Raw genomic sequence first — 13,153 nt, 5'->3', positions numbered from 1 at the left:
CGGAGGTTCGCGGACAGTCGGTGTCGTGATCGAAATAATCGGAAGAAATGGTTATCGTTCTGAAGGGGCAACTGGCTCCGGGCGGATGGTGAGGACCGCGTGGATATTGCCAATGACCACGCCCGCCATCAAGCCCATCCCGGCGAGGCCGGTTCCGGTTTCTGACATCGCTTGGTGATCGCCAAAACCCAATAAGCCACCGACGACCGCACCGACGCCGTACAGGGTCGTGACCCAGACCGTCACGACCCGGCCGCGTTTCTGGTCGATCGGCGACTTGGGGTTCAGATACCGGCTCAGGCGGCGACCGAGCCAGAAGATGCCGGCGGTGAACAAGGCTTGCGTCGCCAGGTACGAGATGAACAGTCCCATCGGTCAACGCTACCCATCGAGGCCTTCCGGGTTCTCGAACTTCAGCGGTTGCCAGACGTGCGGCCGGTCGAGCGGTTCGATGCGCAGTTTCTCCTCGCCGCCCTGGAAGACACGGACGGTGCCCGACGATTGGCTCACGCAGAAGGCGATGCCCTTCGTCTTCTTGCTAATTGCGGCGGCAGATAGGTGGCGGCTGCCGAAACCCTTCGGCAGATCAACGCCCTCCGTCGGCACGTCGAGGTAAACGCACGCGGCCTCGGCGATGCCGTCGCGGTCGATGAGGATGGCCCCGTCGAGTTTGGCGATTTCTTTGATCTGCTCGCGCACGTCGCGCTGCCGGATGTCGCGTTCCTTCTTGGTGTAGCCGCGGAAGGGGTTGAAGTTGCGGAACTTCGCCATCGCCCCAACCTTGCGCGTGTCGCCGACGACGATGATCGCCCCGGTCGGGTGGCCCTCACGGCCCTCGCGGCCGATCTCCGTGGCGAGTTCGACGACCGCCTTTAGCACGTCCTGCGGCACCCCGGTGCCGAGCTTCCGCAGGTCTTGCGAAGTCATCTTCTCCAGGTGTTCGCCGAGGTGAATGACGCTGAGGGTGTCGATCGGTTCCGGGGCGTCGTCGAGGCTCGTGATGCCGTTGTACAGCACGACGACGTGCGCCCCCGGTTTCAACTTTTCTTCGGTGACGGCCCGGAGGAGGGCGTTGCTCAGCCGGTCTTGCGTCGGCAGCGGGTCGGGGGGGAGGTCGATGACGGTCCAGCCGTCGCGCTCGCGGAGAGACTTCAGCAGCGCGGGGTTCTCAGCCGCGAGGAACAGCCGGCAGCCGAGGAGCTTCTCCGAGACTTCGTCCCAGTCGAGCGGCGTCTCGGTGAGCAGCAGCACGGCGTCGGCCGGCAGTGCCCGCACGGTATCACGGGCCGCCTGCATGAGGGCAGCCGTTTGCATCGGTAACGACATAGGCGATCATCCGCGGATATGAGTTGACCAATACTAAGGGATGGGTTGGTCTGGGGCCAACGGTGGAACGTGCGATTTGTGGAATTTCTGTCCGAAAATGGCAAACAGCGAGCGGGAGAATGGCCCGCTCGCTGTCCGAGGTTCTTTCACAATCGCGAAGACTACTTCGCGGCGAACGCCTTCTGAAAGGCGGCGACGCCGACGCCCGGTTCGATCTTGTGGCCGCCTTCGATCAGCACGAGTTCCAGGGCCGCGATCGCGCCGAGGACCTCGAAGGCGTCGGTATAGCCCATGTGCGACAGCCGCCAGATCTTGCCCTTCATGTTGTCTTGGCCGTCGGCGAGCTTGAAGCCGTACTTCTTCTCCATCGCCTTCAACGTCGCGCTGCCGTCCACGCCGTTTGGCACGGTGATGACCGTCAGGCCGTTGTTCGGCCGCTCGGCGAACAGTTCCAGGCCCATCGCCTTCACGGCCGCGCGGGCGGCGTTGCCCATCTTGGCGTGCCGTGCCCAGAGGTTCTCGATGCCTTCCGCGCGGATGCGCTTCAGGCTCGCGCGTTGGGCTTTGATGAGCGTGTTGGCCGGGGTAAACGGCGTGTCGCTCTCGGCGATCGACTTCTTGTACCGCCGAAGGTCGAGGTAGAAGTTGCGGACGGGGTTGGCCTCGATCTTCTTCCACGCCTTGTCGTTGACACTGACGAACGCGAGGCCCGGCGGCAGCATCAAGGCCTTCTGCGAGCCGGTGACGACGATGTCGAGGTTCCACTTGTCGGTGTGGCACTCCATCGCACCGAGGCCGGAAATCGCATCGACGATGAGCAGCGCGTCGGTCTTCGACGTGAGCTTGCCGAAGGCTTCGAGGTCGTGGCCGACGCCGGTGGACGTTTCGCTGAGAGTGGCGAAGACCGCCTTCGCGTCCGGGTTGGCTTTCAACGCGCTTTCGAGCATCTCTGGCGTGACGGCCTTGCCGTAGGGCACTTCGACGGTGACGATGTTCGTGCCGTACGCCTTGAGGATGCCGCGCCACCGCTCACCCCACCGGCCGGCCGTCAGCAGGATCACTTTCTCGCCGGCCGCGAGGCTGCTCGACACAGCCGCGTCCATCCCGCCGGTGCCGGAACTGGTGATCGTCACCACCGTGTTCGTCGTCTGGAAGACGTACTTCAGGTCTTCAGTCAGTTCCGCGAGGATCGCCTTCGCTTCCGCGGAGCGGTGGTAGCCGACGGGCTTCGCGAGTTCCAGCAGCGTTTCTTCGGGAACGGGCGTCGGGCCGGGGGTGAACAAGCGCGTCTTCATCACGTGGGTCCCTTCGGAGAGCAAGAATCACAGACTGTCGTTTTACGGAGACGGGATCGCGGATGCGAGTTCGCGGGGTGGCGAAAGCCGAAAAACGGAACGCGGATCACGCAGGATCGGAAGACGCGAATCACGCGGGATAAGACCCAATCTGGTTCCGTTCTATCCCGCGTGATCCGGCGTTCAAAATCCCGCGTCATCCGCGTTCCGTTTTTCATCCGCCGTATCTGCACTTGACGGCCATCGCCCGCCCGTTGCAGAATCGCGGCCGGTCACGGTTCACGCCCGGAAGGGACTTCGGGAGGCGATTCATGCGGCTGGCTTTCCTCGCCGGCGTCGGTGCTGACACGGCGGACGCACGCGGGTGGCGGGTTCGGCTCGCGGCTGTCGCGCGGCCGCTGATGACGACGCGCGGGCTGCTCAGCCTGGTCGCGCTGCTCGTCCTCGTCTCCTGGGGGCAGTCCTGGATTAAATCCGTCAAGAAGTGGAAGGTGAAGAACGCCCCCGTGACGTGGTACGGGCCGTACGAGTTCATGGCCCTCGACTTCCTGCACAATTTCCAGGCGGCCAACTTCTGGGCGAAGGGCCACGACCCGTACCGCGAAGACTTCAAAGACCCGATCGCCCGGAAGCTCTGCTACCCGCCGGTGGTCGTCCTTTGCTTCGCGTGGTGCGCGCTTTTCTCGGTGAAGAAGGCCATCGCCGTCTGGACGATCGCGCTGGCCGCCCTCGCCGCGATGGGAGCGGTGGCCGCGTGGCGGTCGCGGCAGTCACTGGGCTTGGCCCCGGTGCCGCTGTTGGCCGCGGTGGCCGCGATTGTGACCTCGGCCCCGGTTGACTTCGCGATGGAGCGCGGGAACTACGATCTCTTGCTCGTACCGCTCGTTCTCGCGATGGCCTGGGGCTTGCGGCGAACCGGTTGGCGGGCGGACGCCGTCATCGGTGCGGCCCTCGGGCTGGCGGTCTGTCTGAAAGTCTACCCCGGCCTCCTGGTCTTCCCGCTGTTGTTCCTGCGGCGGTATCGCGCCGTCGGGCTAACGGCGGCGGCCGGGGTGGTGTTCCTCGCGTTCCAGTTCCAGAACCTGCCGATCTTCGTGCAGAACCTCCGAGACCTGGCCGCCATCACCGACGAGAAGTTCCACAACTTCTCCGTCCTGCCGGCCACGCACTCGATCACGTTCGCCTGGGCTCCACTGTGGCGGGACACGCGGTTCGCGTTCCTGACGAAAATCCCCGGCGGCATCGCGGCCGTCGGCATCGTCGGCTCCCTGTTGCTGTGGGTCGGCTTCTACGTCCGTCGTTGCCCGAACCCGCGGAACGTGCTCGTGCCGTTCCTGCTCTGGACGGCGGCCGCGGCGACGTTCGTGCCCCGGGTGTCGAACGACTACAACTTGTTCTTCCTGCCGATGGCCGCCCTGGCCGTGTGGGACCGCCGCGACTCGGTGCTGCTGCACGTCGTTCTCGGCCTGACGTGCGTGTGGGTGCAGCCGCTGGCGTTCGGCATCAGCCCGAGCGTGATGCTCGGCTTAAAGGTCGTTTCGCTGGTCGCCGTGGCCGCGTGCCTCGTGCGGCGCATCAAGGAACAATCGGCGGAGCCGGGCGTTCCTTCGGTCGTGATTTCGCACACGGCCGTCGTCTCCCTCCCTCGACCATCGCCAACAACGGAGTGTTGCCATGTCGAATAACTCGCAGGTGCTCGGCCCGTTCCGCGTCCGCACCGACGCCCCGCACACACCGGCAGCTGCCGCACCGCTGAAGGTGACGGTCGGCGACCTGCAAATGGGCGCGAAAGAAAAGGAATACCTCGGCCAGGTGATCGACAGCAACCGCCTCTCCTACGGCCCGTTCACGAAGAGGTTCGAGGAGATGTTCGCGGAGATGCACGACTGCAAATTCGCCATCTTCTGCAACAGCGGCACGAGCGCGCTGCACATCGCGCTGGCCGCGCTGAAGGAGATGCACGGCTGGCAGGACGGCGACGAGGTGCTGGTGCCGGCGGTGACGTTCGTGGCGACGAGCAACGTCGTCATCCACAACAACCTGACGCCGGTGTTCGTGGACGTGGACCCGCTGACGTACAACATGGACCCGGCCAAGATCGAGGCGAAGATCACGCCGCGAACGAAGGCAATTTTGCCCGTCCACCTGCTCGGCCTGCCGGCCGACATGGTCGCGATCGCCGAGATCGCGAAGCGCCGCGGGCTGAAGATCGTGGAAGACTCGTGCGAGACGATGTTCGCCAACTGTGCCGGGCGGAAGGTCGGATCGTGGGGCGACGTGGGGTGCTTCTCGACGTACATCGCCCACTACATCGTCACCGGCGTCGGCGGCCTCGCGACGACCAACGACCCCGACCTGGCCATCATGCTCAAGAGCCTGATGAACCACGGCCGCGATTCGATTTATCTGTCCATCGACGACGACGACGGCGTGAACAAGAAGCAACTGTTCGAGATCGCCGCCCGGCGGTTCCGGTTCGTCCACCTCGGCCACAGCTTCCGCTGCACCGAGATGGAAGCCGCCATCGGCCTGGCGCAACTCGAACGCAAGGACGACATCATCGCCCGCCGCACCGGCATCGCGAAGCGGTACCGGGAGCGGTTCGCCGGCCTCAACGACGTGCTGCAACTGCCGACGATCCCGGCCGACCGCGACCACGTGTTCATGCTCTTCCCGCTGGTCGTCCGCGACGGCTCGAAGCGCGACCTCGTCAACCACCTGGAGTCGCACGGCATCGAGACCCGCGACCTGTTGCCGCTGATTAACCAGCCGATCTACAAGAAGATGTTCGGCGACCTGGAACCGCACTACCCGGTCGCCCGGTGGCTGAACAACAGCGGCTTCTACATCGGCTGCCACCAGTCGATCACGAACGACGCCATCGACTACGTCGCGGACAAACTGTACGAGTTCTTCGGCCGCAAGCCGGCGGTCGCCCCGCAGCGGGCCGCCGTGTGGAGCAAAGTCGTGGCGTGAGGACGGCGAGCGGCCCGGCGTAAGCGGGCCGTGTCTCGGCAGTGACAGACACGGCCCGCTTACGCCGGGCCGCTCGCCTTTCGGAGTTCGCCCCATGTCCGTCGCCATCGTCATCCCCACGTTCAACGAAGCCGCGAACATCGGCCGCCTGCTCGAACGCATCCTCGCGGTCGGGCCGGAGTACCGGGCGATCGTCGTCGATGACAACTCGCCCGACGGCACGGCGAAGGTGGTGGAAGAATTCGCCCGACGCGAACCGCGGGTGCAACTCGTCCTCCGCACCGCCGACAAGGGCTTCGGCACCTCCGTGCGGGCCGGCTTCGCGGAAGCGTTGCGGCAGGATGTCGATTTCATCGGCCAGATGGACGCCGACGGGTCGCACGACCCGGCCGTCTTCCCCGAACTGTTGAAGGTCATTGAGGCGGGTGAAGCCGACGTGATGATCGGCTCGCGGTACCTGCCGACGAGCGAAATCCAGGGCTGGAACCTGCACCGCCACGCGAACAGCCGCGTCGCCAACCGGCTGACGCGGTGGGTCACGCGGCTGCCGATCGCGGACGCCACCAACGGCCTGCGACTGTTCCGCCGCGACGTGTTGGAGTCGATCGACCTGACGCGGCTGCGGTCGAAGGGCTACTCGGTCATCCTCGAAACGAACTACACCGCCCACCAGATGGGCTACCGCATCGGCGAACGGCCGATCACGTTCCACCCGCGCGAAGCCGGCGAGTCGAAGATGGGGGTTCGCGAGGTGGTGCGATTCCTCCGTTTCTTGCTCGGCCTGCGGTTCCGCCCGCTGCCGCGGGCCGTTGGTTCTCCGACTGTAGTCGCAGGCTTTAGCCTGCGGCAATCTTCCACCGGCGAAGGGCATTCGCCCCGGCATGCCGACCGTCACCGGCAGGAGTCGCACGCAGGCTAAAGCCTGCGGCTACATCAAAACGCTCGATTCCGACGCGGCCGCGGGAATAATTCCCGCGGCCGCGTCTCGTTCTGGTGCCAGTCCGTCGGTCGCGCGTCCGGTCGGTCCGTTCCCTCAACCATCTCTTCGGAGGACGGGTCATGCCGTTTTCTCACACGCGGGCCGCGTGCGCGGCCGCCGGTGCCGTCTGCGCCTTTCTGATTGTCGGCTGTTCCAGTCAACAGAGTTCATCACCGGCGATCGCCGCCAAAATAGGCGGAATCGACGGGCAATTGAACCAGCAACACTTCGACCACCTGCAACAAGAGAACTATTCGCACGTCACCGAGAATGCCTTCCGGTCGGCCAGGCAGGAGCCGCTCTCGACGTTCTCGGCCGACGTGAACACGGCGAGCTACAGCAACGTCCGGCGGTTCCTGAATGAAGGGAAGTTGCCACCGAAGGATGCGGTCCTGCTCGCGGAACTCGTCAACTACTTTCCCTACTCCTACCCGCAACCGGACGGCGACGACCCAGTGTCGCTGACACTCGACATTGCCCCGTGCCCGTGGCAAGCGAAGCACAACCTCGTGCGAATCGGCGTGAAGGCCCGCGAGGTTTCGGCCGCCGAGGTGCCGCCGCGGAACCTCGTCTTCCTCATCGACACGTCCGGCTCGATGGCCGATCAGACCCGGTTGCCGTTGGTGAAGACCTCGCTGCGGATGCTGATCGACCAACTCCGGCCGAGCGACTTCGTGAGCATCGTCACCTACGCCGGCGATGCCGCGTTGAAACTGCCGCCGACGCCGGGCCGGTTGAAGGGCCGCATCCGGCAAGTCGTGGACGCGCTCGACGCGAACGGGTCCACCAACGGCGGGGGCGGCATCCGCATGGCCTACGATCAAGCCCGCCTGAACTTCATCGAGGGGGGCGTCAACCGCGTCATCCTCTGCACCGACGGCGACTTCAACGTCGGCACGACCAGCGAGGGGGAACTCCAACGGCTGATCGAACAGCAGCGGACCAGCCACGTCTTCCTCACCGTTCTCGGCTTCGGCATGGGCAACCTCAAGAACACGACCCTGGAACTGCTCGCGAACCACGGCAACGGCTTCTACGCCTACATCGACAGCGAAGCCGAGGCGCACAAGGTCTTCGTCGAGCAGGCCGGCACGCTGATGACCGTGGCGAAGGACGTGAAGTTCCAGGTCGATTTCAACCCGAACCTCGTCTCGGCCTACCGGCTGATCGGCTACGAGAACCGCCTGCTGAACAACGAGGACTTCAAGAACGACAAGAAGGACGCGGGCGACATGGGCAGCGGCCATACCGTGACGGCCCTGTACGAAATCGTGCCGGTCGGCGTGCCGGTGGACGTGCCGACGACCGAGCCGTCGAAGTACGCGGCCCCTTCGCAGTCGGTCGCGAGGGCCGGGGAATGGCTCACCGTGCGGATGCGGTACAAGCACCCGGAATCGGAAAAGAGCCTGGAACTGCGGAAGCCACTGCCGGCCGACGCGATCGAGAGGCAACCCGGCGGGGACTTCCGCTTCGCGGCAGCCGTCGCGCAGTTCGGACTGCTGCTCCGCGACTCCGCCTTCAAGGGCACGGCCAATTACGCCGCCGTCCTAAAGGATGCGGAAGCCTCGCGTGGCCCGGATGCGGCCGGCCATCGCACCGAGTTCCTTCAACTGGTGCGACAGGCGAAGAAGCTGCAAGGTTTGAGCGAGAAAGAATAAATCGCCCAGATTGCCCACTCGCGGCACGAATAAGGGCGTCCCTTGTTCGCGCCGCGAGTTTGTTTTTGTCGGTCCTGCAACTACCTCATGAAAAGTTGCTCAATCGTTAAATGCGGACTAAGGTTTTCTGCCACCGCCCGGAGTACAATGAACGCCATGCTGGAAAGATGTGGCCCTAGCTGAATCCCTCCGCGGACGCCCACTGGTTCCCGATGGTTACCCAGCCTACCAAACGCAAGCACATTCTCACGATCAACCTGGAGGATTACTTCCAAGTTGGGGCGTTTCAGCGGTTCGTCCGGCCCGAGCACTGGCAGCGGTACGAATCGCGGATCATCGAACAAACGGACCGCACGCTCGACCTGCTGGACCAGTACCAGGCGAAGGCCACGTTCTTCGTCCTCGGCCGCGTGGCAGAGTCGCTGCCGGACCTGATTCGTAAGGTCGCCGACCGCGGGCACGAGGTCGCCAGCCGCGGGTACAACTGGCACGACATCCGCCACCTGACGCCGCAGCAGTTCGGGGACGACCTCGCCCGGTCTCGCCGGGCCATCGAAAACGCCAGCGGCCAGACTGTTATCGGCTACCGCACGGCCGAGGGATGGTTCCGTCCGGCCGACCTGTGGGCGTTGGAGGTGCTGAAGCAAGAAGGGTTCGCCTACGATTCCAGCCTCGGGCCGATCCTGCGGAACTTCTCGGCCGAGCCGTGGCGGAAGCTGGTTCACGAGGAAGTCACGCTCTCCGGCCCGATCGGCGAGTTGCCGATTTCGTCCGCCCGCATCCTCGGCATGGACGTGCCGATCGGCGGCAACTGGCTGCGACAGTTCCCGAGTTTGCTCATGCGGCGGGCCGTGCGGTCGTGGGAATCCCGGCACGACGCGCCCCTGGTGATGTACTTCCACACCTGGGAACTCGACCCCGAGCAACCGCGGTTCGAATCGACCGGCTGGCTGACCCGCGTGCGGCACTACCGCAACCTCGACCTCATGCGCGGCAAGGTGGCCGAATACCTGGAGCGGTTCTCCTTCGACACCGCCGCCGCCCACCTCGGCCTGACCCTGAAACCGGCCGTCCACACGCCCGCGCCGCCGACCCTGCTCGAAATCGACCTCGGTCCGTCCTCGCCGACCGTCGAGCGCACGCCGGTCAGCATCGTGATCCCGCTGTACAACGAGGAACCGGTCATCCCGTTCCTGGCGAACACGCTAACGGAAGTCCGCCGGGCGTTCCAGCAGGCCGGCTACGACCCGCGGTTCCTGCTCGTCAACGACGCCAGCACCGACGACACGCAGACGGAGATCACGGAAACCTTCGGCTCGTGGCCCGACGTGACGCTCATCGCCCACGAGTCGAACCGCGGCGTCGCGGCGGCGATCTTGACCGGCCTCGACGCGGCCGACACGGAAATCGTCTGCTCGATGGACGCCGACTGCACCTACGACCCGCACGAACTGTTGGCGATGATCCCAAAGTTGACGCCCGACGTGGATCTGGTGACGGCCTCGCCGTACCACCCAGACGGCGAGGTGCGGAACGTCCCGCGGTGGCGGCTGTTCCTCTCGCAAGGGGCGAGCCGGCTATACCGCCGGGTGTTCTTCAACCAGCTTCACACGTACACGAGTTGTTTCCGTGTTTACCGTCGGTCGCGGGTCAAGGAAACCCCCGTCCGCTACGGCAACTTCCTGGGCGTGGTCGAACTCCTCGGCCAGCTCGACCACCGGGGCAGTCGGGTCGTGGAACACCCGACAACGCTCAGCGTCCGCTTACTTGGTCGCTCCAAGATGAAGACCCTCCGCACGATCGTCGGCCACCTCCGGCTGATGCGAAAGTTCGCGTGGAACCGCCTCCGCGGCCGCGCCCGGAAGTACCAACCCGCCGACCGCGACCGCGCCTTGCTCCTCCTGCGGGAAACGGCCGGGACGCCGTGCCACATGGCGATGGAAGACCGCCAGCCCGCGGCCGAGCCGGTGACGGCCGGCCGGTGATAGATTAACCCTTCCCGTTCGTGGTCGAGCCGCTCCCGTGTTCACCTGCACGGCCGGCGTCCGCTCCTTGCTTGAGATTCGTGATGAGTCAACGCCTCGGCCCGCCGCTCCCCCTGCCCTCCGACCAAGACGCCACCGGGCGGACCCTCGGGGCGGAGGAAATCGAACTGCTGACGGAGGTGATCCGCACCGGCACCTTGACCAGCACGAAGGGGAACTTCGTCAAGACGCTGGAGAAGGAGTTCGCCGCCAGCGTGAAGGCCACGCACGCGGTCGCGTCCAACTCCGGCACGATGGCCTTGCACGCGGCGTTTGCCGCGATCGACCCCGAACCCGGCGACGAGATCGTCACCACGTCGATCACCGACATGGGCGCTCTCACGCCGATCCTGTACCAGGGGGCGATTCCGGTCTTCGCCGATGTGGACCCGCGGACGTGCAACGTCACGGCCGCGAGCGTTGAAGCCGCGATCAGCCCGAAGACGAAGGCGATCGTCGTCACGCACCTGTTCGGCAACCCGTGCGACATGACCGGCATCATGGCCGTCGCGAACAAGCACAAGTTGCCGGTGATCGAGGACTGCTCGCAAGCCTTCGGCGCGACGTGGGCCGGCCAACCCGTCGGCACGTTTGGCGCGCTCGGCTGTTTCAGCCTCCAGCAGGGCAAGCACATCACCACCGGCGAGGGCGGTATCACCGTCTCGAACGACGCCGCACTCGCCCGCCGGGTGTACTTGTTCGTGAACAAGGCGTGGGGTTATGGCGACCCGAAGCCGGACCACTACTTCATCGCCCTCAACGGCCGCATGAGCGAACTGCAAGGGGCGGTGGCCGTCGCGCAGATGAAAAAACTGGCCGGCGTGGTGCAGAGCCGTGTGGATTCGGCCGCGTACCTGAGCACCAAGCTCACCGGCATCGACGGCCTGGAAACGCCGTGGCAGGACGAGCGGGCGGTGCATACGTTCTGGAAGTACTGCCTCCGCGTGGACGGCAGACGCATCGCCGGTGGCGCGCCGGGGTTGGCGAACTTGCTGAAGGAACGCGGCATCGCGAGTGCTCCGCGGTACATTCAGAAGCCGGCCTTCCGCTGTGCGGTCTTCTCGGAACAGCGGACCTTCGGTAACAGCCGTTGGCCGTTCACGCTGGCCGGCCCGGAGGCCGTCGATTACGCGGCCGAGAAGTTCCCCGGCACGTTCGACGCCCTCGAAGGCGTGCTGGTGCTGCCTTGGTCGGAGAAGTACACGGGCGAGCACCTGGACTACATCGCCTCCGCCGTCCGCGAATGCGCGGAGCGATCGCAGATGTGAGCAAATCAAAAACGAGTCGGGTGAGCGAGGAACGCACACATGGGCCATGAAGACCACCTGAGTCTTGAACTCGACTTCTGGGACGATGCGGTTGGTGCGTTCGAGCCGGCGAAGGTTCTTCGAGAGATTCAGCGGACGTTCCCTCACGCTGAGATTGACCCGACCGACCACCAGAGGGTGCGCCTGCTCCGGGAGTTGGGATTATTCGAATCGCAATCCGCGTGGGATACGGATCAACGAGACACAATGATCCGCCAGTCGTGGGGACTCTATCAGACCAACGGACCGACGTATCGATTCGTGATCCCGTTTCCGTCGGGACACCAAGTTAGCGGCGCGGCCCGGCGGTTAAGCGTATATTTTCGAGTGCCGGCCAGCTTACCCTCTGAGCATCGCGGTGAGTTGCTCTCGTTCCTGCGCTCCCTCAAGATGGGTGAGCCGAAAATAGACGAAGTGTTCGATGATGAATAACCGGCTTCGCAGGAACAACCTTTGGACACACGCATGAAGAAGACTCGTTTCGCCTTGATCGGGGCCGGCGGCATTGCCCAGAGCTACGCCCAGGCGTTCCGCGACCACCCGGACGCGGAACTCGTCGCCGTGATCGACGTGCGGCCGGAGGCGGCGCAGAAGGTCGCGGCCACGGTGCCGGGCTGCCAGGCGTTCGCGACGCTCGACACCGCCTGCGGCATGGCCGAGTTCGACGCTACCATCATTGCCACGCCGCCGGTGACGCACGAGAAACTGGTGGTGAAGTTGCTCGAACGCGGCCAGCACGTCCTGTGCGAGAAGCCCTTCACCGTCGGGGCCGAGAGCGCGTTTCGCATGGCCGCCGCCGCCCGGAAGGCCGACCGCGTGCTGACGATGGCCTCGAAGTTCCGCTACGTCAGCGACGTGAACAAGGCCCGCGCGTTCATCGACGACGGGCTGATCGGCGAAGTCGTTCTCTTCGAAAACGCCTTCACGTCCCGCGTGGACATGACGCACCGCTGGAACGGCGACCCCGCGATTTCCGGCGGCGGCGTGCTCATCGACAACGGTGCCCACTCGCTCGACCTGACACGGTTTTTCCTCGGCACCCTGAGCGACGTTCACGCCGTCGAGGGCCGGCGGTTCCAACCGCTGCCGGTCGAGGACACGGCCCAGGTGTTCGTGCGGTCGGCGGCCGGCGTGATGGGCACCATTGACCTGTCGTGGAGCATCAACAAGGAGCGCGAGAGCTATATCGACGTTCACGGCCTGCTCGGCACCATTCGCGTCGGCTGGAAAGAGTCGAAGTACAAGCTGACGAACAAGGAGTGGGTCGTCTTCGGCAAGGGCTACGACAAGGTGCAGGCGTTCCGCGACAACGTCGGCAACTTCGCCCGCCACCTCCGCGACGGCGAGAAACTCGTTATCACCGTCGATGACGCCGTGGCGAACGTCGCCGCCATCGACGCCGCGTATCGGTCGCTGAATCAGGCCGACTGGACGCAGCTGACCGAGGCGACGACGGTGTGATTTATTCCCTCCCCCCTTGAGGGGGGAGGGTTAGGGTGGGGGTGAAGAGGCTGCCGCTGAGGGCGGTTGCTTCCACCCGCCGAAGCCGCGTTTCACCCCCTCCCCAACCCTCCCCCCTCAAGGGGGA

11 protein-coding genes are annotated in these 13,153 nt (G+C 65.1%); 8 read left to right on the top strand and 3 right to left on the bottom strand.

Annotated elements, in window-relative coordinates; translation table 11 throughout:
• Positions 1 to 51 precede the first annotated feature (51 nt).
• The 3 genes from PX52LOC_RS10940 to PX52LOC_RS10930 form a co-directional block, all read right to left on the bottom strand.
• Positions 52 to 372 (bottom strand): hypothetical protein, encoded by a 321-nt coding sequence (locus PX52LOC_RS10940; protein WP_149110133.1) that lies wholly within the window; start codon positions 370 to 372, stop codon positions 52 to 54.
• A gap of 9 nt (positions 373 to 381) precedes the next feature.
• Complete coding sequence (locus tag PX52LOC_RS10935; RefSeq protein ID WP_149110132.1) at positions 382 to 1,326, bottom strand: DNA integrity scanning protein DisA nucleotide-binding domain protein; 945 nt, start codon at positions 1,324 to 1,326, stop codon at positions 382 to 384.
• Between the two features lie 161 nt (positions 1,327 to 1,487).
• A complete protein-coding gene (locus PX52LOC_RS10930) occupies positions 1,488 to 2,621 on the bottom strand; it encodes a pyridoxal-phosphate-dependent aminotransferase family protein (RefSeq protein WP_178132608.1) in 1,134 nt (377 codons plus the stop codon).
• A 311-nt stretch (positions 2,622 to 2,932) separates the two neighbouring features.
• Between PX52LOC_RS10930 and PX52LOC_RS10925 the strand changes: the two genes are divergently transcribed.
• The 8 genes from PX52LOC_RS10925 to PX52LOC_RS10890 all read left to right on the top strand — a co-directional run bounded on the left by PX52LOC_RS10925 (position 2,933) and on the right by PX52LOC_RS10890 (position 13,026).
• Positions 2,933 to 4,306 (top strand): glycosyltransferase family 87 protein, encoded by a 1,374-nt coding sequence (locus tag PX52LOC_RS10925; protein ID WP_149110130.1) that lies wholly within the window; start codon positions 2,933 to 2,935, stop codon positions 4,304 to 4,306.
• Positions 4,296 to 5,597 carry a DegT/DnrJ/EryC1/StrS family aminotransferase gene (locus PX52LOC_RS10920; protein ID WP_149110129.1) on the top strand — a complete coding sequence of 434 codons (1,302 nt, stop codon included), beginning with the start codon at positions 4,296 to 4,298 and terminating at the stop codon, positions 5,595 to 5,597. The genes PX52LOC_RS10925 and PX52LOC_RS10920 overlap by 11 nt, the downstream gene beginning before the upstream one ends.
• A 94-nt stretch (positions 5,598 to 5,691) precedes the next feature.
• On the top strand, positions 5,692 to 6,516 hold the full coding sequence (locus PX52LOC_RS10915; protein ID WP_149110128.1) for a polyprenol monophosphomannose synthase: 825 nt from the start codon (positions 5,692 to 5,694) through the stop codon (positions 6,514 to 6,516).
• A 140-nt stretch (positions 6,517 to 6,656) separates the two neighbouring features.
• A complete protein-coding gene (locus tag PX52LOC_RS10910; protein WP_149110127.1) occupies positions 6,657 to 8,234 on the top strand; it encodes a vWA domain-containing protein in 1,578 nt (525 codons plus the stop codon).
• A 212-nt stretch (positions 8,235 to 8,446) separates the two neighbouring features.
• Positions 8,447 to 10,219 carry a glycosyltransferase gene (locus PX52LOC_RS10905; RefSeq protein WP_149110126.1) on the top strand — a complete coding sequence of 591 codons (1,773 nt, stop codon included), beginning with the start codon at positions 8,447 to 8,449 and terminating at the stop codon, positions 10,217 to 10,219.
• Positions 10,220 to 10,302: 83 nt separating this feature from the next.
• On the top strand, positions 10,303 to 11,526 hold the full coding sequence (locus PX52LOC_RS10900) for a DegT/DnrJ/EryC1/StrS family aminotransferase (RefSeq protein ID WP_149110125.1): 1,224 nt from the start codon (positions 10,303 to 10,305) through the stop codon (positions 11,524 to 11,526).
• Positions 11,527 to 11,565: 39 nt separating this feature from the next.
• Positions 11,566 to 11,997, top strand: coding sequence for a hypothetical protein (locus PX52LOC_RS10895; RefSeq protein WP_149110124.1), 432 nt, complete (start codon positions 11,566 to 11,568; stop codon positions 11,995 to 11,997).
• A 33-nt stretch (positions 11,998 to 12,030) separates the two neighbouring features.
• Entirely contained in the window at positions 12,031 to 13,026 is a 996-nt protein-coding gene (locus PX52LOC_RS10890; protein WP_149110123.1) for a Gfo/Idh/MocA family protein, read from the top strand.
• Positions 13,027 to 13,153 lie beyond the last annotated feature (127 nt).

The sequence above is a fragment of the Limnoglobus roseus genome, from assembly GCF_008254045.1.
Taxonomy (GTDB): Bacteria; Planctomycetota; Planctomycetia; order Gemmatales; family Gemmataceae; genus Limnoglobus; species Limnoglobus roseus.
This window is presented reverse-complemented; position numbering and strand designations above follow the sequence as displayed.